General features: G+C 64.8%; 23 protein-coding genes and 1 tRNA gene. 15 read left to right on the top strand and 9 right to left on the bottom strand.

Annotated elements, in window-relative coordinates:
* The first annotated feature begins 1 nt into the window (after nt 1).
* The 9 genes from AB4Y34_RS07670 to AB4Y34_RS07630 all read left to right on the top strand — a co-directional run bounded on the left by AB4Y34_RS07670 (nt 2) and on the right by AB4Y34_RS07630 (nt 9390).
* Complete coding sequence (locus tag AB4Y34_RS07670; protein WP_368715694.1) at nt 2-1006, top strand: hypothetical protein; 1005 nt, start codon at nt 2-4, stop codon at nt 1004-1006.
* Nucleotides 1003-1668, top strand: coding sequence for a gluconate 2-dehydrogenase subunit 3 family protein (locus AB4Y34_RS07665; protein ID WP_368715693.1), 666 nt, complete (start codon nt 1003-1005; stop codon nt 1666-1668). Before AB4Y34_RS07670 ends, AB4Y34_RS07665 begins: the two co-directional genes overlap by 4 nt.
* Nucleotides 1658-3301 carry a GMC family oxidoreductase gene (locus AB4Y34_RS07660; protein ID WP_368715692.1) on the top strand — a complete coding sequence of 548 codons (1644 nt, stop codon included), beginning with the start codon at nt 1658-1660 and terminating at the stop codon, nt 3299-3301. Before AB4Y34_RS07665 ends, AB4Y34_RS07660 begins: the two co-directional genes overlap by 11 nt.
* A 31-nt stretch (nt 3302-3332) precedes the next feature.
* Entirely contained in the window at nt 3333-3722 is a 390-nt protein-coding gene (locus AB4Y34_RS07655) for a VOC family protein (RefSeq protein WP_368715691.1), read from the top strand.
* A 261-nt stretch (nt 3723-3983) separates the two neighbouring features.
* Nucleotides 3984-5120 carry a muconate/chloromuconate family cycloisomerase gene (locus AB4Y34_RS07650; protein ID WP_368715690.1) on the top strand — a complete coding sequence of 379 codons (1137 nt, stop codon included), beginning with the start codon at nt 3984-3986 and terminating at the stop codon, nt 5118-5120.
* Between the two features lie 27 nt (nt 5121-5147).
* Nucleotides 5148-5438, top strand: coding sequence for a muconolactone Delta-isomerase (gene catC / locus AB4Y34_RS07645; RefSeq protein ID WP_368715689.1), 291 nt, complete (start codon nt 5148-5150; stop codon nt 5436-5438).
* Between the two features lie 79 nt (nt 5439-5517).
* Nucleotides 5518-6453: a catechol 1,2-dioxygenase gene (catA, locus tag AB4Y34_RS07640; protein WP_368715688.1), complete on the top strand. Its 936-nt coding sequence runs from the start codon at nt 5518-5520 to the stop codon at nt 6451-6453.
* Between the two features lie 103 nt (nt 6454-6556).
* Nucleotides 6557-7813, top strand: coding sequence for a GTPase (locus tag AB4Y34_RS07635; protein ID WP_368715687.1), 1257 nt, complete (start codon nt 6557-6559; stop codon nt 7811-7813).
* Complete coding sequence (locus AB4Y34_RS07630; RefSeq protein ID WP_368715686.1) at nt 7810-9390, top strand: GTPase; 1581 nt, start codon at nt 7810-7812, stop codon at nt 9388-9390. Before AB4Y34_RS07635 ends, AB4Y34_RS07630 begins: the two co-directional genes overlap by 4 nt.
* 110 nt (nt 9391-9500) lie before the next feature.
* Here AB4Y34_RS07630 and AB4Y34_RS07625 read toward each other — a convergent pair whose 3' ends face one another.
* The 4 genes from AB4Y34_RS07625 to AB4Y34_RS07610 form a co-directional block, all read right to left on the bottom strand.
* Nucleotides 9501-10136 carry a riboflavin synthase gene (locus tag AB4Y34_RS07625; protein ID WP_176381216.1) on the bottom strand — a complete coding sequence of 212 codons (636 nt, stop codon included), beginning with the start codon at nt 10134-10136 and terminating at the stop codon, nt 9501-9503.
* A 15-nt stretch (nt 10137-10151) separates the two neighbouring features.
* A complete protein-coding gene (gene ribD / locus AB4Y34_RS07620; protein WP_368715685.1) occupies nt 10152-11303 on the bottom strand; it encodes a bifunctional diaminohydroxyphosphoribosylaminopyrimidine deaminase/5-amino-6-(5-phosphoribosylamino)uracil reductase RibD in 1152 nt (383 codons plus the stop codon).
* Between the two features lie 63 nt (nt 11304-11366).
* Complete coding sequence (hemL, locus tag AB4Y34_RS07615; protein WP_176381218.1) at nt 11367-12650, bottom strand: glutamate-1-semialdehyde 2,1-aminomutase; 1284 nt, start codon at nt 12648-12650, stop codon at nt 11367-11369.
* A gap of 157 nt (nt 12651-12807) precedes the next feature.
* The gene (locus tag AB4Y34_RS07610) at nt 12808-13284 is read right to left on the bottom strand and encodes a hypothetical protein (protein WP_368715839.1); all 477 of its coding nucleotides are present in this window, start codon (nt 13282-13284) and stop codon (nt 12808-12810) included.
* A gap of 203 nt (nt 13285-13487) precedes the next feature.
* On the opposite strand from AB4Y34_RS07610, the gene AB4Y34_RS07605 reads away from it, so the two are divergent.
* The 3 genes from AB4Y34_RS07605 to AB4Y34_RS07595 all read left to right on the top strand — a co-directional run bounded on the left by AB4Y34_RS07605 (nt 13488) and on the right by AB4Y34_RS07595 (nt 15627).
* Nucleotides 13488-14708, top strand: a complete 1221-nt coding sequence (locus AB4Y34_RS07605) for a Bcr/CflA family multidrug efflux MFS transporter (protein WP_176381220.1) — start codon at nt 13488-13490, stop codon at nt 14706-14708.
* Between the two features lie 215 nt (nt 14709-14923).
* The gene (locus tag AB4Y34_RS07600) at nt 14924-15154 is read left to right on the top strand and encodes a hypothetical protein (RefSeq protein ID WP_176381221.1); all 231 of its coding nucleotides are present in this window, start codon (nt 14924-14926) and stop codon (nt 15152-15154) included.
* 68 nt (nt 15155-15222) lie between these two features.
* Entirely contained in the window at nt 15223-15627 is a 405-nt protein-coding gene (locus AB4Y34_RS07595) for a RidA family protein (protein WP_176381222.1), read from the top strand.
* 185 nt (nt 15628-15812) lie between these two features.
* Here the strand turns inward: AB4Y34_RS07595 and AB4Y34_RS07590 are convergent, their stop codons facing one another.
* From AB4Y34_RS07590 to rph, 5 genes are all read right to left on the bottom strand, one after another.
* Complete coding sequence (locus AB4Y34_RS07590; protein ID WP_368715684.1) at nt 15813-16052, bottom strand: hypothetical protein; 240 nt, start codon at nt 16050-16052, stop codon at nt 15813-15815.
* 628 nt (nt 16053-16680) lie between these two features.
* A tRNA-Ser gene (locus tag AB4Y34_RS07585) sits at nt 16681-16770 on the bottom strand.
* A 55-nt stretch (nt 16771-16825) separates the two neighbouring features.
* A complete protein-coding gene (gene hemW, locus AB4Y34_RS07580) occupies nt 16826-18055 on the bottom strand; it encodes a radical SAM family heme chaperone HemW (protein ID WP_368715683.1) in 1230 nt (409 codons plus the stop codon).
* Nucleotides 18052-18657 (bottom strand): RdgB/HAM1 family non-canonical purine NTP pyrophosphatase, encoded by a 606-nt coding sequence (gene rdgB, locus AB4Y34_RS07575; RefSeq protein WP_368715838.1) that lies wholly within the window; start codon nt 18655-18657, stop codon nt 18052-18054. The genes hemW and rdgB overlap by 4 nt, the downstream gene beginning before the upstream one ends.
* A gap of 53 nt (nt 18658-18710) precedes the next feature.
* On the bottom strand, nt 18711-19448 hold the full coding sequence (gene rph / locus AB4Y34_RS07570; RefSeq protein ID WP_176381224.1) for a ribonuclease PH: 738 nt from the start codon (nt 19446-19448) through the stop codon (nt 18711-18713).
* A 338-nt stretch (nt 19449-19786) separates the two neighbouring features.
* Here rph and AB4Y34_RS07565 point away from each other — a divergent pair, with 338 nt between their 5' ends.
* Genes AB4Y34_RS07565 through rpoZ form a run of 3 tightly spaced genes read left to right on the top strand, consistent with a single transcriptional unit; the run spans nt 19787 to nt 21677 of the window.
* Nucleotides 19787-20710 (top strand): YicC/YloC family endoribonuclease, encoded by a 924-nt coding sequence (locus tag AB4Y34_RS07565; RefSeq protein WP_176381225.1) that lies wholly within the window; start codon nt 19787-19789, stop codon nt 20708-20710.
* Nucleotides 20711-20729: 19 nt separating this feature from the next.
* Nucleotides 20730-21413, top strand: a complete 684-nt coding sequence (gene gmk, locus AB4Y34_RS07560) for a guanylate kinase (protein WP_176105322.1) — start codon at nt 20730-20732, stop codon at nt 21411-21413.
* A 60-nt stretch (nt 21414-21473) separates the two neighbouring features.
* Nucleotides 21474-21677 carry a DNA-directed RNA polymerase subunit omega gene (rpoZ, locus tag AB4Y34_RS07555; protein ID WP_008921215.1) on the top strand — a complete coding sequence of 68 codons (204 nt, stop codon included), beginning with the start codon at nt 21474-21476 and terminating at the stop codon, nt 21675-21677.
* The last annotated feature ends 51 nt before the right edge of the window (nt 21678-21728 follow it).

Raw genomic sequence — 21728 nt, 5'->3', positions numbered from 1 at the left:
GATGAGCTCTTCAGGCGTACCCGGAGTGCTGTACACGGCGGCGGCGATTGCTGCCGTCGCGACGTGGGCCGCGCGCGGCGCGCGAGGACCCGAGCCGCATCCCGAACCTCGCGGGAGCGGCCTGCGACACCGCGAGCGTCGAGCCTCCGTGACGTTCCCGGCGCGTGTGCACACGAGAAAACCCACTGACGAGGTCCAGGCACACGTCGAAGCGGCCCGCACCTTCAACCATAGCTCCGCGCTGCTCGCGCTGTCGGTGCTCGCCGACAGCGCGATGGAGCACTACCGCGGCTCGTTCGAGAATCCCGCGATGTTCGCGCCGCTCGTCAGTGCGAGCCTATCGCTCGCCGCGGGGCTGCATGGCGGCGCGGATCGTCGCGGCCAAACGCATCGCGCACGCCATGGGATCTATCTGAGCGCTGCGGCGACCGGCATCGCCGGCACGGGGTTCCATGTCTACAACGTGATGAAGCGCCCGGGCGGCTGGAGCTGGAACAACCTGTTTCACGCGGCGCCGCTCGGCGCGCCGATCGCGTTGCTGCTGTCGGGCGCGTTCGGTGCCGTCGCCGAACGGCTGCGCGACCAGCCCGCCGCCGACCCGCGACTGCTCGGCATGCCGGCCGGCCAGGCGCTCGGTCTGCTGGTCGCGGCCGGTCTCGTCGGCACCGTGGGGGAGGCCGCACTGCTGCATTTTCGCGGCGCGTTCCAGCATCGCGCGATGTACGCGCCGGTCAGCATTCCGCCCGTCACCGCGGCGCTGCTCGCGCATGCCGCGCTGGCCGCTCCGCGCGAGCGCTGGTACACGCGGCTGTGGTTGCGCATCACGGCCGCGCTCGGCTTTATCGGTGCGGGTTTTCACGCGCGCGGGATCGCGCGTCGCCAGGGCGGCTGGCGCAACTGGAGCCAGAACCTGTTCGACGGGCCGCCGCTGCCCGCGCCGCCGAGCTTTTCCGCGCTGGCGCTCGCCGGGCTCGCCGCGCTGCGTCTGCGGGAGACTGAAAAATGACCCACCAACCACGCTCGACCCGAGCCACCCGCTATCCCGGCTACGACGTGCTCGACAAACGCGCGACGCCGTCGTGGGACGCTCACACCCGCGCGGTGATCGCGGAACGCCTCTCGACACCGCTCGAGCCGCGCTTTTTCAGCGCCGTCGAATGGCTCGCGGTCACGTCGCTGTGCGCGCGCATCGTGCCGCAAGCGAACGCGCAACCGGTGGTGCCGCTCGCCGCGCTGCTCGACGCGCGCCTCGCCGGCAACAGCAATGACGGCTACCGCGACGCCCGTTTGCCGCCGATGCGCGACGCCTGGCGCATCGGCCTCGCCGCGCTCGATGCCGAATCCCGCGAGCGCGGCGGCCTGCCGTTCGCGAGCCTCGCGCAGGACGCGCAGATCGCGCTGCTCGGCGACATGCAGCGCGGCGAACTGACCAACCCCGCGTGGCGCGGCATGCCGTCGAAGCTGTTTTTCAGCGAGCGGGTGCTGCACGACATCTGCGGGCTCTACTACTCGCACCCGCATGCGTGGAGCGAGATCGGTTTCGGCGGCCCGGCGAATCCGCGCGGCTACGTGCGCATGTACCTGAACCGGCGCGATCCGTGGGAGGCGGTCGAAGCGACGCCCGACACGCACGAGCAGGCCACGAGGGAGAACCGCCGTGTCCGATGACGCGCAGCAACGGCCGCGCGGCAAGGACGGCCGCGCCCCCGACGTGTTCCAGCGCGGCGGCTGGGTGCCGATGCGCACGTACTCCGACGGCGAAGAGGTCGATTTCGCGATCGTCGGCACCGGCGCCGGCGGTGGCACGCTCGCGTGCCGGCTCGCGGAGAAAGGCTTCGGGGTCGTCGCGTTCGATGCCGGCGCGTGGTGGCGTCCGCTCGAAGAGTTCGCTTCGGACGAGGCGCATCAGGAAAAGCTGTTCTGGACCGACGAGCGCATCTGCGACGGCGACAATCCGCTGAAGCTCGGCCACAACAACAGCGGCAAGGCGGTCGGCGGCAGCACGGTCCATTTCGCGATGGTGTCGCTGCGTTTTCGGCCCGAGTGGTTCAAATCGCGCAGCGTGCTCGGCTATGGCGCCGACTGGCCGCTCGACTGGCGCGAGATGTGGCGCTACTACGGCGAGGTCGAGGACGCGCTGAAAATCTCCGGACCGGTCAACTATCCGTGGGGTCCTAAGCGGCCGCGCTATCCGTATCGCGCGCATGAGCTGAACGCGGCGGCGCTGGTGCTCGCGCGCGGCGCCGAGGCGCTCGGCATCGGCTGGTGCCCGACGCCGCTCGCCACCATCTCCGCGCCGCGCGGCCGCGCGCATCCGTGCGTGTACCGCGGCTTTTGCGTGTCCGGCTGCGCGACCAACGCGAAGCAAAGCGCGCTCGTTACGTGGATTCCGCGTGCGCTGCGTGCCGGCGCCGAAGTGCGCGATCTGGCGATGGTCGGCCGCGTCGTCACCAACGACGCGGGGCTCGCCACCGGCGTCGAATATCTGCGCGAAGGGCATTGGCGATTCCAGCGCGCGAAGCACGTGGTGGTGGCCGGCTACGCGATCGAAACGCCGCGCCTGTTGCTGATGTCGGCCAACAGCCGCTTTCCGGATGGACTCGCGAACAGCTCGGGACTCGTCGGCAAAAACCTGATGGCGCAGTCGAATCAGGCTGTCTACGGCACCTTCGACGAAGACATCCGCTGGTACAAGGGCCCGCCGTCGCTCGCGCTCACCGAGCACTGGAACTACGAAGACAAGGGCAAGGATTTTTTCGGCGGCTACTGCTACATGAGCCAGGGGCCGCTGCCGAACGGCTGGGTCGCGGTGCAGAACGGCCGTGGCTTGTGGGGTGACGCGCTCGGCGCGGAGATGCTCAAGTACAACCACCAGGCGGGGCTGAAGATCGTCGGCGAGATGCTGCCGCAGCAGCGCAACCGCGTGACGCTTGCAGACGAAAAGGACCAGTACGGGCTGCCGATCGCGCGCGTCACCTATTCATGGTGCGACAACGACAAGCGGCTCATCGCGCATTCGCTAGACTTCATGGAGCAGGCGCTCGCAGCCGCGGGGGGCAACGAGATCTGGCGCGAGACCGACGACACCTGCCATCTGAACGGCACCGCCCGCATGGGCGACGATCCGGCGACGAGCGTCGTCGATGCGGACTGCCGCAGCTGGGACATCCGCAACCTGTGGGTGTGCGACGGCTCGGTGTTTCCGACCGTCGGCGGCGTGAATCCGTCGTTGACGATCCAGGCGATCGCGTGCCGCACGGCCGACCGTATCACCGCGCTGGCCGCGCGCGGTGAGCTATAGGTTTCGCATCGTTCGCCGGATGGAGGCTTGTATGAAGCGCACCTGGACGATCATCGGGGTCGATGACGTGGCTCGCAGCTTCGGCTGGTATCAGCAACTGTTCGGTCAGCCGCCGACGTCGCCCGCTCACGACGACTTCGGACAGATCCGCGACACGGACGGCACCGTGTTGCTGTGTCTGCATCAGTGGGGCGCGCATGAACACCCAACGTTGACGAGCCGCGACAATGGTCTACCCGGCAACGGCCTGCTGCTGTTTTTCCGGGTCGATGATTTCGATTCGTGCGTCGCGCGGGCCCGATCGCTGGTCGATCGTCTCGAACAGGAGCCGCGCATCAATTCGCATACAGGCACGCTGGAATTCGCGCGGCGCGATCCGGACGGGTACTACGTGATGGTCAGCGCGCTGTCCGAGGCGTGAGGCTTTGTCGCCAGTCACACCTGCCGCGCACAACATGCTCTGCGAGCATCGAAGCTTGGCGCAGATCATGTTCGCGGCGAGAAAACGGCCTCTTTTTCAATGCGCAACATGCATGTTGCGACGCAAAATCCATAGAAGTGCCGGGGCTGCGGGTTTCACCATACCTTGAAGGTATGAAAGAGGACGGGAAAAGTATTGGACGGGCCAAATGGGCGAGGGGTATAAAAACATCCAATGAACTCACCTCTCGCCGCAGCCGCCATGACCCAAGCGACCATCGAACGTATCGAAACCCGCCTCGTCGATCTGCCGACGATCCGCCCTCACAAGCTGTCGGTCGCCACGATGTACGGGCAGACGCTGATGCTGGTCAAGGTGTACTGCAGCGACGGCATCGTCGGGCTCGGCGAAGGCACCACGATCGCCGGCATGGCCTATGGCCCGGAAAGCCCCGAGGCGATGAAGCTCGCGATCGACGCCTACTTCGCCCCGGCGATGATCGGCAAGGACGCGACGCAGATCCAAGCGCTGATGGCGCACCTCGGCAAGCTGGTCAAGGTCAATCACTTCTCGAAGAGCGCGCTCGAAACCGCGCTGCTCGACGCGCAAGGCAAGCGCCTCGGCGTGCCGGTGAGCGAGCTGCTCGGCGGCCGTCGCCGTGAGCGCCTGCCGGTTGCGTGGACGCTCGCGTCGGGAGATACCGCGAAGGACATCGCCGAAGCCGAGCACATGCTCGACGTGCGTCGCCACAAGGTCTTCAAGCTGAAGATCGGCGCGAAGGAACTGAAGACCGACATCAAACACGTCGCCGACATCAAGAAAGCGGTCGGCGAGCGCGCCGCGGTGCGTGTCGACGTGAACATGGCGTGGAGCGAGACCCAGGCCGCCTGGGCGATTCCGGCGCTGGCCGAAGCGGGCTGCGAGCTGGTCGAGCAGCCGGTTGCATCCGCCGCGGCGCTCGCGCGCCTGATGCGGCGCTTCCCGGTCGCGCTGATGGCCGACGAAGTCCTGCAAGGTCCGGACAGCGCGTTCGAGATCGCGAAGAACGGCGGCGCCGATGTGTTCGCGATCAAGATCGAACAGAGCGGCGGCCTGTTCGCCGCGCAGCGCGTGGCCACGATCGCCGATGCCGCCGGCATCGAGCTGTACGGCGGCACGATGCTCGAAGGCGCGTTCAGCACGGTCGCGTCGGCGCATCTGTTCGCGAGCTTCGCGAACCTGCAATGGGGCACCGAACTGTTCGGGCCGTTGCTGATCACCGAAGAAATTCTGACCACGCCGCTTGATTACAGCGACTTCGAACTGACCGTGCCGAATGGCCCGGGTCTCGGCATCGAACTCGACGAGGCGAAGGTCAAGCGATTCACTCGAGACGGGCTGATGAAGGTCACCCGCTAAACGGATTCGGATCAAGAGGAGTCAACGATGCTTTTCCATGTGCGAATGGACGTGAACCTGCCGGTCGACATGCCGGCCGAAGTGGCGAACGAAATCAAGACCCGCGAGAAGGCTTACTCGCAGGAACTCCAGCGTAGCGGCAAGTGGCGTCATATCTGGCGCCTCGTTGGCGAGTACGCGAATTACAGCATCTTCAATGTAGAGAGCAATGCCGAACTTCACGACATTCTGTCCGGTTTGCCTCTGTTCCCGTACATGAAGATTTCGGTGACGCCTCTGTGTCGTCACCCGTCGTCGATTCGGGACGACGACATCTGAGCCCAGGGGCCAGGCGCTGTTTGAAGGCGAGCGCATCCAAAGCCATCTTTTCCCCCTATACCAACTGGAGACAGTCATCGTGAGCGTCAAAGTATTTGAAACCAAAGAAGTGCAGGATCTGCTGAAGGCCGCTTCCAACGTCGATGCCGGTAACGGCAACGCACGTTTCCAGCAGATCGTTTTCCGTCTGCTGGGTGACCTGTTCAAGGCAATCGATGACCTCGACATCACGCCCGACGAAGTCTGGGCCGGCGTCAACTATCTGAACAAGCTCGGCCAGGACGGCGAAGCGGCGCTGCTCGCAGCTGGCCTCGGTCTCGAGAAGTACCTCGACATCCGCATGGACGCCGAGGACAAGAAGATCGGTCTCGAAGGCGGCACGCCGCGCACGATCGAAGGCCCGCTGTATGTGGCCGGCGCGCCGGTGCGCGACGGCGTGTCGAAGATCGACATCAACGCCGACGAAGACGCGGGCCCGCTCGTGATCCGCGGCACGGTCAAGGATCTGGACGGCAAGCCGGTCGCCGGCGCGCTCGTCGAGTGCTGGCACGCGAACTCGAAGGGCTTCTATTCGCACTTCGATCCGACCGGCGCACAGACCGAGTTCAACCTGCGCGGCGCGGTGAAGACCGGTGCCGACGGCAAGTACGAATTCCGCACGCTGATGCCGGTGGGCTATGGCTGCCCGCCGCACGGCGCGACGCAGCAACTGCTGAACGTGCTGGGCCGTCACGGCAACCGTCCGGCGCACGTGCACTTCTTCGTCAGCAGCGACGGTCATCGCAAGCTGACTACGCAGTTCAACATCGAAGGCGATCCGCTGATTTGGGACGACTTCGCGTATGCAACGCGCGAAGAGCTGATCCCGCCGGTCGTCGAGAAAACCGGTGGCTCGGCGCTGGGCCTGAAGGCCGATGCGTACAAGGACATCGAGTTCAACTTCACGATCACGCCGCTGGTTCAAGGTAAGGACAACCAGCTCGTCTATCGTCTGCGCGCTTCGGCCGAAGCGTGATCGCACGAGGCGGCGCCGTGGCGACACGGCCGCCGCCTTTCGTTGCCAACGGCCGGCGGTCCTGTCGGTCGAATCAATCCCCTGAAGCGTCGAGGAGTCGACGGTGTCGAGCAAACTTCGTGAGCAGGCAGCGCACGATGTCGCGTCCGTGCTGCCCGAGCGGGCCCACGATCTGGCGCGCCTGCTGATTCTGATCGACGACAGTGAACCGGTCGTCACCGTCGTCGGCAAATACAACCACGGCAAGAGCAGCCTGCTCAACGAGCTGTTGGGCCGCGATGCGTTCGCGGTGTCCGACCGGCGCGAAACGGTGCGCCTGTCCGACAGCGTGCATCAGGGCGTGCGCTGGCTCGACGCGCCGGGACTCGACGCCGACGTCGGCAGCGAAGACGACCGCGAAGCGTTGCGCGCCGCGTGGCTGAAGTCCGACATTCGCCTGTTCGTGCACGCCGCGAAAGAGGGCGAGCTCGATGCGAAGGAACTGACGCTGCTGACCGAGCTCGACGCCGATCGCGTCAGGACCGGGCGGCAGACGCTGTTCCTGCTGTCACAAGTCGACCAGCTCCCCGACGACGCCGCGTTGCGGAACATCGGCGCAGCGATCGACCGGCAGATGCCCGGCATCGCGCTGAACGCGGTGTCGTCGATGCGGCATCGCAAGGGGCTCGACGGCGGCAAGAAACTGCTGCTTGAAAAGAGCGGCATCCCCGCGCTGCATACCGCGTTGCGCGCGGAACTCGCGCGTGTGCCGGATGCGCGCGCTCACGAAACCACGCTGCTGATCGGCGAAATCCGCGACGAACTGCAACGGCTGCGCGCGGCACGGCTGACGTCGCTGGAGATTCTGCGCACCACGCAGCAGCAACAAAAGCAGGCCTTCGATCGGAGCCTCGCGGCCGTCATCGACAAAGTCAGCGGGGACATCGGCGCGATGTTGAATGCGCTCGGCACCGATCACGCGATCGTGCCCGATACCGCGAAGGACGCCTACGCGATCACCGCGGGCAAACTGGAGCGCGCGCGCATCCAGATCGCGTACTCGCGCGCGTGCATCGAGATCGATGCGATGCTGGCCGGGCACGGTGTCATCGGTCTGCCGGCGGAGCAGCACACCGCGGCGAAAAGCCTGAACTCGGTGATGATCGCGGTGATGGGCGTGTCGGTGAAGTTTCGCAAGGATCTGCGCCGCATGTTCTGCGAAGCGACGGGACGCGAACGCATGCAGCGCGAGTTCACGCACTACTACGAGTTGTCCGCCGACCGCAAGGCGCTGGCCGCGCAGATCGCCGATACGCAAGCAGCGCTCGTCGCATCGGACGGCGCGACGGCCGCGATGCGGATACTGGAGGCGCGCGCATGAAAGCCGACGCGAGCCACGAGCAACGATTCATCGCCGAGGTCGATGCATTCGACTTCATCGCCGAGGATACCGACGCGCTGCTGCATGCGCTGAACGACTGGCTCGCGAAGCTGAACGCCGATCTGCAAAACGACTGCTTGAAGTGCGACGGCTTGCACGCAAACAGCGCACTGGCCCTTCAGGCCGACACGATCAGCACGCTGCTGCGTGACAGCGTGCAAGCATCGATGCAACAGTGGTCGAGCCTCGAAGCAGTCCGAAACCTCGCCGATCATTTCGACGATCAGGCACTGCTGCTCGTGTTCGGCAAGTTCAACGCGGGCAAGAGCTCGTTCTGCAATTTCCTCGCCGAGCGCTTCGCCGCGCACGAGCGCAGCGTGCAGTATTTCCATTTGGATGGGGGCCGCGTCGTCGAGACATCGGAGCCCTTTACCGAAGGCGCGACCGAAACGACTTCGCGGCTGCAGGGCGTGCGTCTCGGCGCAAAGCTGGTGCTGCTCGACACGCCGGGATTGCATTCGGTGACGCCGGAAAACGCTGCGCTAACGCAGCGCTTCACCGATAGCGCCGACGGTGTGTTGTGGCTGACCAGCTCCACCTCGCCCGGCCAGGTGCAGGATCTCGACGAGCTCGGCCGCGAATTGCATCGGAACAAGCCGCTGCTGCCGGTCGTGACTCGTAGCGACGAGTACGAGGAAGACGAAGTCGACGGCGAACTCGTCAAGTGTCTGCGCAACAAGAGCGCGTCGCGTCGCGCGCTGCAGGAGCACGACGTCAGCGTGCGGGCGGAACACAAGCTCGTCGCGATGGGCGTCGACAAGGCGCTGCTGAAACCGCCGGTGTCGGTCTCAGCGTATGTGGCGCGCGAGGCGGGACAGACCGCGGCGGCCATGAGTGATGCGGGCTTCGAGCGGCTGTACGCCGCGTTGCTCGACATCGCCGGACCGGCGCTCGCGTATAAACGGCGCAAGCGGGTCGAGGTGCTGCTGCATCATCTGGAAGAGAATGTGCTCGGCAACCTGCGAAGCGATGTGCTGCCGTTGCTTGCCGAACTTGGCGAGTCGTCGCAGGCGGCGCTCGAGCGGCTCGAGCAACAGCAGGAGCAGCTGGCCAACGCGGTGTGGCGCGGCATCGTGCCGACGCTGCCCGCGTTGCTCGATGCGCATGCGGCGACGCGTGACGTGATCGGGCTGTGCAATGCGCTGTCGCAATCGATATTCGAGCTGTATCGGCGCGAGGCAGACAGGCTGCTGGGCGATTATCTGATCGAGCCCGACGCTTCGCTCGCACGCATCGAGCTGGCTGACGATGCCGGTTTCGACGATATCGCCGTCGAGCGTACGGGTGCAGATGGACTGGTTCGCGAAGTTGCGGGCGTCGACTATGGCCGCCTTCACGCGGCGCTCAGCCGCGCGATTCGCGAGTGCGTGCTGAATCTGTCCAACCATGCCGCGCAACGGTGCCGCGCGTCGATAGCTCGATTGACGAAGCTCGCGCGGCGTCTTGAAGCGTCGTTAGCGACGCATGAGGAAGGTTTGCTCGATCTAAAGTCGCAGGTGCGATCGGAATCTGTCTGACGCGCCGTGCAAATGCCCGGCGTCGGCGTGATCGTGAACGACCGCGGTGTCTCACCGTTCTCATCGCGCGGCATCCGATCGGGGCGCTTGACCGCCTCGACGGCGCGTGACTACTTCAACGATTGATCGCCATCGTGTGGCGCATTGAGCATTCGCTCGACATAGCGCGCAATCAGATCGATTTCCAGATTCACTTTCACGCCATCGCGCAGATGCTTGAGCGCCGTCACCTGCACGGTATGCGGAATCAGATTGATCGAAAACTCGCAGCCGTCGTCGCGATCAGCGACGGAGTTCACGGTCAGGCTCACGCCGTTGACCGTAATCGAACCCTTGTACGCGAGATAGCGGCCGATGTCGCGCGGCGCGAGAATGCGCAGCTCGTGCGATTCGCCGACCGGCGCGAAACGCGTGACGGTACCGAGCCCGTCGACGTGTCCGGACACGATATGTCCGCCGAGCCGGTCATGCGCGCGCAGCGCTTTCTCGAGATTGACCTCGCCGGTTTCGCCGAGACCGGCCGTGCGGTTCAGGCTTTCGCGCGATACGTCGACTTCGAACGAATGAGCGGTCTTCGCGACCACCGTCATGCAGGCGCCCTGGATCGTGATGCTGTCGCCGAGCTGCACGTCGGCGAGGTCGAGGCCGCCGGCTTCGACGTTCAGGCGTACGCCCGCGTCGCCGCCCGCGCCGAGCGGCTTGACTGATTCGATGCGGCCCACTGCCGCGACGATTCCTGTAAACATCGTGCTAATCCTTGATCATTTCGAAACGGTGGGGGACACGGCGTCGGTCCCGGGTACGTTTGGCTGTGCGAAGCGCGCGAGGATGCGCAGGTCGTCGCCGATCCGCTCGACCGTGTGGAAATTGAGCTTCACACGGTCTTCGAGCAGGTCGGGCGCGTCCAGATTGAACATGCTCATCGAGTCCACGCCGAGCAGGCTCGGCGCCAGATAGACGAGCAGTTCATCGACGCAGCCTTCGCGCAGCAGCGAGCCGTTCAGCTTGTAGCCGGCTTCGACGTGCAATTCGTTCACGTTGCGCTCGCCGAGCACGCTCAGCATGCGCGGCAGATCCACTTTGCCGAACGCGTTCGGCAGCGGTACGATCTCGGCGCCGCGCTCGCGCAGCGCAACCGCGCGTTCTTCGAGACGCGCATCGAGCTCGCCGCAGAAGATCAGCGTCGGCGCGCCAGCCAGGATCTGCGCGTCGAGCGGCACGTCGAGCTGGCTGTCGATCAGCACGCGGCGCGGCTGGCGCGGCGTATCGACCGCCCGCACGGTCATGCGCGGATTGTCTTCGCGCACGGTGCCGATGCCCGTCAGGATCGCCGACGCGCGCGCACGCCACGCATGACCGTCGGCGCGCGCGGCCGCGCTCGTGATCCACTGGCTCTCACCCGAAGGCAAGCCGGTGCGGCCATCGAGCGATGCCGCCACCTTCATGCGCACCCACGGACGGCCGCGCGTCATGCGCGACACGAAGCCGATGTTCAGCTCGCGCGCTTCGTTTGCGAGCAGCCCGCAGCGCACTTCGATACCGGCTTCGCGCAGCATCGCGAGACCGCGGCCGGACACCTGTGGATTGGGATCTTCCATCGCCGCGATCACGCGGCCGATCTGTGCTTCGATCAGCGCGCTGGCGCACGGCGGCGTGCGGCCGAAATGGCTGCACGGTTCGAGCGTCACGTAGGCGGTCGCGCCGCGCAGGTCGTGGCCGCGCGAGCGCGCGTCCTTCAGCGCGCGAATCTCGGCGTGATCCTGGCCGGCCGGCTGCGTGTAGCCTTCGCCGATCACCTCGCCGTTTCTGACGAGCACGCAACCGACGCGCGGATTCGGGTCGGTCGTGTACATGCCGCGCTTCGCGAGCGAGAGAGCGCGTTCCATATGGACGAAATCGGTTTGCGAGAACATCGGTGTCCGTTGTGGTGCGGTGTCTAGGTCGTGCGGGTTGCGGCTTTTGCTTGAAGTCCGGGTTCAGCCCTTCAACGCTGCGAACGCGCCGCGCGCGGCGTCGATCGTCGCGTCGATCACTGCGTCGTCGTGCGCGCTCGACACGAAGCCCGCCTCATACGCGGACGGCGCGAAGTACACGCCCGCGTCGAGCATCTTGTGGAAGAACGCATTGAAGCGCGGCACGTCGCTCTTCGTGACGTCGGCGAAGCTCGTCGGGATCGATTCGCGGAAGTAGATGCCGAACATGCCGCCGAGCGCATCGGCGGCGAACGGCACGTTTGCTTCGCGGGCGACCTGCGCGAGCCCTTGCGCGAGACGCGTGGTGCGTGCGGCGAGCGTGTCGTAGAAGCCGGGCGCCTGGATCAGCTGCAGCGTCTTCAGGCCGGCCGCAACCGCGATCGGATTGCCCGACAGCGTGCCCGCCTGATAGACGCCGCCGAGCGGCGCGAGGTGAGCCATGATCTCGCGCCGTCCGCCGAACGCCGCTGCCGGCATGCCGCCGCCGATCACCTTGCCGAGGCACGTAAGATCCGGCGTGATGCCGTAGAGCTGCTGCGCGCCGCCGAGCGCAACGCGGAAGCCGCACATCACTTCGTCGAAGATCAGCACCGAGCCGTACTCGGTGCACAGGCGCCGCAGCGCCTGCAGGAATTCGGGGGTCGCGCGCACGAGGTTCATATTGCCCGCAACCGGCTCGACGATCACCGAGGCGATCTCGTTGCCGAACGCCTTGAACGCTTCTTCGAGCTCGGCGACGTTGTTGTATTCGAGCACGGTGGTGTGCTTCGCGATATCGACCGGCACGCCCGCCGAGGTCGGATTGCCGAAGGTCAGGAGGCCCGAGCCAGCCTTTACGAGCAGGCTGTCCGCATGGCCGTGATAGCAGCCTTCGAACTTGACGATGCGGCTGCGGTTCGTGAAGCCGCGCGCGAGACGCAGCGCGCTCATCGTCGCCTCGGTGCCGCTCGACACCATGCGTACCTGTTCGATCGACGGCACCAGCTTGCAGATTTCCTCGGCGATCTGGACTTCCGACTCGGTCGGTGCGCCGAACGAGAAGCCATTCACGAGCACGCGCTGCACGGCTTCGAGCACTTCGGGATGAACGTGGCCGAGGATCATGGGACCCCACGAGCCGATGTAGTCGGTATAGCGCTGGCCGTCCGCGTCCCAGAAGTACGGGCCTTGCGCGCGCTCGATGAAGCGCGGCGTGCCGCCGACGGAACGGAAAGCCCGCACCGGCGAATTCACGCCGCCGGGGATCGTGCGTTGCGCGCGTTCGAAGAGGGTTTCGTTTCTGGACATGGCGATGGCTGGTATAGGGAGCAAGGGTTGCGCAGCGGCGCAAAGGGCCTCGGACGATTCCCGCGGACACTTCGCGCGATGCTGGGATGGATCGAGAAATTGTACCGGACTCGGGGCCGGCGGGCTGTGCGCGCGGGCGGCCGCGGCGGCGGGAATTTCAGGCCTGGCTGCCCGGAGCGGGCAGCGCCGGCGGCTTGCGCTTGCCGGTCAATTCGGCCCAGCGCTTCTCCAGCGCGCCTTCGGCGATCGGCTTGATGATCGTGCCCGAGCTTTGCGCATCCCACGTGCGCACCGAAAACGGATGCACACGCAGCTGATCGCGCGGGATGACCGGCGCGCGATGCGCATCGACGAGCCAGTCGTAGACGAAGTCGATGCACAGCCGGTAGCCGCGTTTGGTCGACGCGTCGGGGACTTCGTACGGCGCGCGCGTCACGTAGCCCGAACCGAAGATGCCCTTTGGCTCCTGCGCGACGCGATGCAGGAACACGCGATCGCCGGGCAGGATGCCGCGCGCGAAGCCGCAGCCCCATGCGTCGGTCACCGCTTCGCCGGCCGCCACCCGTTTGGCGATGTCGGGCAGCTCGGGCCACGGCCATTTTTTGGGGCTCCAGATCAGCAGAAAGGCGGTCATCGCGGGTTTGAACGGGATCGGGGGAAGGGGATGGACATGCAGGCGGCAGCTTAACCGATCGACGTTGTTTGCGCCGCGCGGCGCTGCCGCGCGCACAGTCAGCCGGTTAACCGTCGCGTACAATCTAGCCGGTCGGTTGATGGCCGTTCCCGCTTCACCCGTTCCGCTGCCGATTCCGGCGCGGCGTTCCATCCGGATTTCCCATGTCTCACGTCGTCAAACGCCGGCCCGATGGCCGGCTAATCTTGTTGCTCGGCGCGCTGGCCGCGTGCGGGCCGATTTCCATCGACATGTATCTGCCGAGCCTGCCGAGCATCGCGCAGGCCTTCGCGGTCGGCACGGGCGCCGCGCAATCGACGCTGACGAGCTTCATGTTCGGCTTTTCGATCGGCATGCTGCTGTACGGTCCGCTGTCCGATACGTATGGCCGTCGGCCGATCCTGCTCGGCGGCATCATCATGTATGCGCTCGCGAGCATCGCCTGCGCGCTATCGATCTCGATCGGCTCGCTGGTCGGCTTTCGCTTCGTGCAGGCGTTGGGCGCGGGGGCGGCGTCGGTGCTGGCTCGCGCGATCGCGCGCGACGCGCACGAGCCCGGCGATGCGGCGCGTGTACTGTCGATGATCGCGATCGTCACGGCGATCGGTCCGCTGCTCGCGCCGCTGATCGGCGGACAGTTGCTGCTGCTGGGCGGCTGGCGCGCCGTATTCGTCGCGCTGACGCTGTTCGGGGCCGTGTGCGCGGTGACCGCATTCCTGAAGGTGCCGGAGACGTGGCCGCGCGAGATGCGCGCGCAGTCGGCGCTGCTGAAGTCGTTCGGCGCGTATGGCACGCTGCTGCGCGATCCGGTCGCGTGGGGACATATGTTGTGTGGCGGCATGGCGTTCGCGTCGATGTTCGCGTACATCACGGCGACGCCGTTCGTGTACATCGAGTATTTCCACGTGTCCGCGCAGCACTATGGCTTCCTGTTCGCGCTGAATATCGTCGGCATCATGTTCGGCAATTACCTGAATACGCGGCTGGTCGGCCGGCTCGGGCCGGTGCCGATCATCTCGTTTGCGGCGAGCGTGAGCTTCGTCGCGTCGCTGTTCGTGTCCGTCGTGTCGCTGACGGGGTGGGGCGGCTTGTGGTCGATCGTGTTTGGCCTCTTCTTCGTCGTCAGCGTGGTGGGCGTGTTGTCCGCCAACTGCACGACCGATCTGATGCATCGCTATCCGGTCAACGCAGGTGCCGCGGCGGCCGTGTTCGGCGCGGTGCAGCTCGCGCTCGGCGCGTTGTCGAGCCTCGCGGTCGGACTGTGGCAGGACGGCACGCCGAAGGGCATGGGCATCGTGGTCGGCGTGGCGGGCTGCCTGTGCTTTGTCGGACGCAGGCTCGTGATGCGCTGGAACGGGACGAAGTCGCCGGTTGCGGCTGTGTAGCGTGTGCTGTTTGGGTATTGAGGTCGAGCACTGCGCGGGCGCTGTGAAAACGGCGTGAAAGCCATATGACGCTCGAGCTACACGGGCCGTCGGTATCGACCGACGCGTGAGTTCACCGGGCGCGTCTCCGGAAAACACCTGATGTTGCGCGCGCACCACCGTGCGTCGCGGTTTGCATTGCTATGATGAAGTCACTGTTCCTCGGAGCGGCAATCATGGCGATCAAAGACCTGATGAACGGCGAACGGCAATTTGCCGCATTCGCCGAAGCGCAACGGCTGGCCGACAGCGGCGCTTACTACGATTACACCGACATCGAATATGTGTTGCGCTTTGATCACGGGTTGACGGATGTATCGGCTCTGCTCGATAGCCAGCTGATGCATCGCGATCTGAATCGCCGTTGTGCGGATGCGCGCGAGAAGCTCGAGATCGCGGATGCGTGATGCGCGGGTTCGGGCCGAATGAAGCACGGCGATGAACCGCTCCGGCAATTTCACTTCCGGAGTGGTTGATGACCGATAGCACGCACGCCCCACGTTTGCCTCACACCTACAATCCCGCCGCGCTGGCGAAACCCGGCGGTCACTACAGTCATGTGGCGGTCGCGAATGGCTTCGTCTTCGTGTCCGGGCAATTGCCGATCAATGCGCAAGGCGACAAGCTCGCCGATGCGTCCTTCGACGCGCAAGCCGAACAGGTTCTGGCCAATGTGAAGGCGGCGCTCGAAAGCGTCGGCAGCAGCGTCGCGCAATTGGTGCAGGTGCGCGTGTATGTCGTCGATGTCGAACATTGGGCGAGCTTCAATCAGATCTACGCGCGCTGGGCCGGTGAGGCGAAACCGGCGCGCGCGGTCGTGCCGGTGCCGCAGTTGCATTATGGGTTCAAGATCGAGGTTGAGGCGGTGGGGGTGGTTTAGTTCGGGGTGGTGCAAGCGAGTACCTGAAGCGTCGCAGGCTTTTCTCGTTTTCACGATCAGATCCTGCCGAAGCGCGCGGCAAAGGTCGAGCATCAACCGGCGATGCCTTGGCGCAACCGTTGCCGAACGGGCGCTTGCGCATACTGCGTCGAGCAAGGGATCGGCTTGTGCATTCGAGCGAGGCTCTATCGATATTCGTCAATCTCAACCGTGCCGCCCATGGCTTCCATCATGGTGCGGATATCGTCGGGCACATCAGGCACGCGGTCGCCGCTCTCGTTGTCCCAATAACAGAAGAAACGCATCTGTGCGCCAGTGCGCTTGAGCAATTCGGGCAGGTCTAATCGGGGCAATGCCAAGCGTTCGACAAGATAGCGAAGGTGAGGCGCGAGAAGATCACTCTGAACATGCCCCTTGCTACCCACACTCCATACACAATTCGAGCGGGGTACTTGCTAGTGCACCCAGACGGTGTAGTGCGGAATTGCCCCCGAACGCTCTGCATGTCCGGTTCAACGCCAAAATAGTTTGTCCAGAATTCGGGCCGCTCCACGTCCTGATAGATAGTGAAAGAAGCATGTGCAAGTTGATGGGTCGTTACCATAACATTCCTTTAGGGTGCCCAACTGTGCATGTTGTCGATAATCACGCTGGTAAATTCCACGTCTCCATCGTCATGCCAGATCACGTTGTTGTCGCCGCGCAATTTGTTGTACTGCTTCATAGCGTGAAGAATGTCGCTGAACGTACATAGGTGTGTCGATGGTGAAGCCGCTGCCGGTGTTGACAGCAGTCAGATAAGTACCGTGCGACAGGCAGTCCGTACATGGGCGACCGCCCAAAATCTCCACGGGTTTTGACGAAACAGATAAAAGCGGCCCGCAAGAACATTGCGATTTTTCGCGCCCGTAGTGCGGTTGCTCGCGGGGACCGACCGTACCTCTCGTCTATGATCTTTCCAGTCGCTGACGGCACTCGCGCAGCGGATCATCGGGATAAGAAAAACAAAAAACCCCGTAAGTCGCTGAACTTACGGGGTTTTTCTTGAAAGACTGGCGGAGGCGGTGAGATTCGAACTCACGGAAGGATTGCTCCTTCGCCGGTTTTCAAGACCGGTGCCTTAAACCACTCGGCCACACCTCCAAACCGCGAATTGTAACCTGGAAAGACCTCGCTGCCGAGTCCAGACGACCCGGCATCACTGCGGATCTTTCAGGAACAGCGCCTGCAGATCGTTCAGGAACGCCTGCCCAAGCGGCGTCGGCGCGATCCGTTCGTGGTCGCGCGTAATCAGCTTGCGCCGTTCCGCTTCCTGCAACGCCGGTTCGATCGTCGTGATCGACAGACCCGTGCGCTCGATGAACCGATGCACCGGAAACCCTTCCACCAGGCGCAGCGCGTTCAGCATGAACTCGAACGGCAGATCGCGTGGCCCGACCTCGTGCTCTTCCTGCACGCTTGCCCCGGCCTTGGCCTGCTCGATGAACGTGGTCGGATGTTTGTAGCGCGCCTGACGCACGATGCGATTCGGAAACGACAGCTTCGTATGTGCGCCCGCGCCGATGCCGAGATAGTCGCCGAAACGCCAGTAGTTCAGATTGTGTTTGCTCTGCCGATGCGGCCGCGCATACGCGGACACCTCGTAGCGCTCATAGCCGGCTTGGGCGGAGCGTTGATGAATCCAGTCCTGCATGTCCGCGGACGCGTCGTCGTCGGGCAGCGCGGGCGGGAACTTGGCGAACAGCGTGTTCGGTTCGAGCGTCAGGTGATACAGCGACAGATGCGGCGGTGCAAACGACAACGCCGTTTCCACGTCGACCTGGCATTCGGCGAGCGTTTGCCTGGGCAGCGCGAACATCAGGTCGAGGTTGAAGTTGTCGAACGTGGTCGCGGCGACTTCGACCGCGTGGCGCGCCTGCGCCGCGTCGTGAATGCGGCCGAGCGCCTTCAGATGCGTTTCGTTGAAACTCTGGATGCCCACCGACAGCCGGTTTACGCCGCTCGCGCGAAACTGCGCGAACTTGTCGGCTTCGAACGTGCCGGGGTTCGCTTCTAGCGTGATTTCCGCGTCGGCGTCGAGCGGCAGCAGCGCGCGGATGTCCGACAGCATGCGATCGAGCCCCGCCGCCGACAGCAAACTCGGCGTGCCCCCGCCGATGAACACCGTGTGCACCTGGCGGCCCCAGATCAGTGGCAAGGCCATTTCCAGATCGGCGCGCAGCGCGTCGAGGTAGTCGTTCTCCGGGAACGTCTCACCCTTCCACTCGTGCGAATTGAAATCGCAATATGGGCACTTGCGCACGCACCACGGAAAATGCACGTACAGCGCAAGCGGCGGCAGGGACGTCAAACGGATGCCGCCTAGCGACGTGAATGCCTTGACGACACCGTTGCCGATGTCCGCCGGTGTCGATCGGATCGGAATCACGCTTCCTCCGACAAACGGGCGAGCAGTTGCCGCAGCGCGATCGCGCGATGACTGCTGGCGTTCTTGACCGCCGGCTCGAGCTCGGCGGCGCTCGCGTTAAGCGAGGGCAGATAGAAGTACGGGTCGTAACCGAAGCCATGTTCGCCGCGCGGCGCGTCGAGGATTTTGCCATGCCAGCGGCCTTCGGCGATCAGCGGTTCGGGATCGTCCGCGTGACGCACGAGGGCGAGCACGCAGTAGTAATAGCCGCGCCGATCGCTCGCGCTCCGCAGTTCTTCGACGAGTCGCGCGTTGTTCGCCGCGTCGCTTTTCTCGCCGCCGGCGAGTTGCGCGAAGCGGGCCGAGTAGACGCCCGGCGCGCCGCGCAGTGCACGCACGCAAAGGCCCGAGTCGTCGGCGAGCGCGGGCAGGCCGGTCAGCTTCGCCGCGTGACGAGCCTTGGCGAGCGCGTTTTCGACGAACGTGGGGTGCGGCTCTTCCGCTTCCGGTACATTGAGCGCGCCTTGCGGGATCAACTCGATGCCGGCCGCGCCGAGCAGCGCCGCGAATTCGCGCAGCTTGCCCGCGTTGTTCGACGCGAGCACGACTTTTTTCAACGGCATGCCCGACGTTATGCCGAGAGCATCGTTCCCGCCGCCGTCCTGACGAACCTCATTCACTGCTGCACTCCCAGCGCTTCTTTCTGCTTCGCGATCAGCCTGCTGATGCCGTCGCTCGCGAGATCGAGCAGCGCATTCATTTCTTCGCGCGAGAACGCCACGCCTTCCGCGGTGCCCTGAATTTCGACGAAGCCGCCCGCGCCCGTCATCACGACGTTCATGTCGGTGTCGCACTGCGAGTCTTCGTCGTAGTCGAGGTCGAGCACCGGCACGCCGTCGTACACGCCGACCGAAATCGCGGCGACGTAATCCGTGATCGGCGAGCTTTCGATGCGGCCTGTGGCGAGTAATCTGGCGACCGCATCATGCGCGGCGACGAACGCGCCGGTGATGCTCGCGGTGCGCGTGCCGCCGTCGGCCTGGATCACGTCGCAGTCGAGATTGATCGTGCGCGCGCCGAGCTTCTCGAGATCGAACACCGAGCGCAGCGCGCGGCCGATCAGCCGCTGAATTTCCTGCGTGCGGCCGGTCTGTTTGCCGCGCGCGGCTTCGCGGTCACTGCGCGTATGCGTGGCGCGCGGCAGCATGCCGTATTCGGCGGTGAGCCAGCCCTGGCCGCGATCGCGCAGGAACGGCGGCACGCTCTCGCTGACGCTCGCGGTGCAGATCACCTTGGTGTCGCCGAACTCGACCAGCACCGAGCCCTCCGCATGCTTCGTGTAGTGACGCGTGATGCGCACGTCGCGCAACTGGTTGGGCTGGCGGCCGCTGGGGCGTGGGGTGTCGTTGCTCATGTCGGAATGGGTCGCGTTGTGTGCGGAAAGGCCGGAAGAGGGGCGGAGGAAAAACCCTAATTTTACCGCCGATCGAATAGGGCGGTTGCCGATGCGCATGGCACACAAGGTTGCGGGTGATGAGTGCCGCTTGAGCACGCGAGGGTCATCGTAACGACGAGCGGCAAATCCGTACCGTGAAAGCAGCCGCGTGCCGAGCCGCGTCCGTGCTCGCTCACGAGCGGATGGCACCGCCAAAAATGGGATAATGCCGGTTCCCCGCCCCGCGTCTCGTACACGCCGGGCGATCCGCTTCTCAGGCCATCGTCGAACGCATGGCCACAATCGCGAGATATACGATGATCTACAGCATGACTGGCTATGCGAGCGCCACGCGCGAACTCGTGGCGGCTTCGGGCACTGGTGGCGTCAGCGTGTCGGTCGAATTGCGCACGGTGAACTCGCGCTTTCTCGACCTGAACTTCCGCATGCCGGAAGACGTGCGCGTCGTCGAACCGACGCTGCGCGAAATGCTGATGAACAAGCTGTCGCGCGGCAAGGTCGACATTCGCGTGAATCTGCAGCGCAGCGAGCAGTCGGCGAACGCGGGCGCGATCAACCGCGACGCGCTCGCGGAACTCGCGCAGCTGGAACGCACGGTGCTCGACACGTTTCCGGAAGCCGGCCGTCTGCGGACTGGCGAAATTCTGCGCTGGCCGGGCGTGCTCGCCGAAAGCGGCATCGCGCCCGAGACGTTGCGCGACACGGTGCTCGCGTGCGGCAAGCAGGCGATCGCGGACCTGATCGATGTGCGCGCTCGCGAAGGCGCGCAACTCGCGACGATGCTGCTCGGCAACGTCACCGAAATGGAAGCGATCGTCACGAAGATCACGCCGCTCGTGCCCGAGCTGATCGCGCGGCATCAGCAGAAGATCGTCGAGCGTCTGCAGGAAGCGCTCGGCATCGCCGCGCCGGATGCGGCCGTGACGATCGTGTCGCGCGAAGAGATCAACGAGCGGATTCGCCAGGAAGTGACGATGTACGGCATTCGCATCGACATTGCCGAAGAACTGTCGCGCCTCACCGCGCACCTGAACGAAACGCGTCACGTGATCGAGAAGGGCGGCAAGGTCGGCAAGCGGCTCGACTTCATGATGCAGGAGCTGAACCGCGAAGCGAACACGCTGGGTTCGAAGGCGGCGGCGAAGGAACTCGCGGATTCGTCGATGACGCTGAAACTACTGATCGAACAGATGCGCGAGCAGGTACAGAATCTCGAATAAGGCTGGAGCACTACACATCATGACCGACCATCATCCACGCGAAGCCGGCGCGCCGCGCCATCCGTACGCCGGCGCCTATCCCGGCAATCTGTTCATGGTCGTCGCGCCGTCGGGCGCGGGCAAGTCGACGCTCGTGAACGCGCTGCTCGCGGGCGACGACGCGATCCGTCTGTCGATCTCGTACACGACGCGCCCCCCGCGTCCGAAGGAGCAGGACGGCGAGCACTATCACTTCACGACCGTCGAAGACTTCATGCGGCGTCACGATGCGGGCGAGTTCCTCGAAAGCGCGGAAGTGCACGGCAACTACTACGGCACGTCGCGCGTGTGGATCGAGGAGCAGATGAAAAACGGCCATGACGTGCTGCTCGAAATCGACTGGCAAGGCGCGCAGCAGGTGAAGAAGCAATTCCACAACGCGGTGGAGATTTTCATTCTGCCGCCGTCGCTCGAAGCGCTCGAAGAGCGTCTGAAAAAGCGCGGCCAGGACGAACCGAACGTGATCACGCGACGCCTGCTCGCGGCGGGCGGCGAGATCGCGCACGCGGCGGAAGCGGAGTACGTGGTGATCAACGAAAACTTCGATCGTGCGCTGGCTGAATTGCAGTGCCTCGTCGGCGCGACGCGCTCGCGCTTCGCGTCGCAGTACGCGCGTCACACGCAGCTTTTCATGCAGCTCGGCATCCACCTGCCGCACGCGTGAGCGCGGCGTGCCGTCAGGCACATAAGGTAGAATAAGCAACATACTGAGAAGGAACCCAACATGGCCCGCATTACCGTCGAAGACTGCCTCAAACAGATCCCGAACCGTTTCGAACTCGCGCTTGCCGCGACCTATCGCGCGCGTCAGCTCGCTCAAGGCCACACGCCGAAGATCGAAAGCCGCGACAAGCCCACCGTCCTCGCGCTGCGTGAAATCGCATCGGGTCAGGTCGGCGTCGAAATGCTGAAGAAGGTGCCGGTCTAAGGCGCACGGATTTTCGTTTTCGACTTTGTCCGGTATTCGCCACACCGGATT

This window comes from Paraburkholderia sp. BR10954 (assembly GCF_040965775.1).
Classification (GTDB): domain Bacteria; phylum Pseudomonadota; class Gammaproteobacteria; order Burkholderiales; family Burkholderiaceae; genus Paraburkholderia; species Paraburkholderia youngii.
The sequence above is the reverse complement of the archived record's forward strand: the minus strand, read 5'-3'. Positions and strand labels throughout refer to the sequence as shown.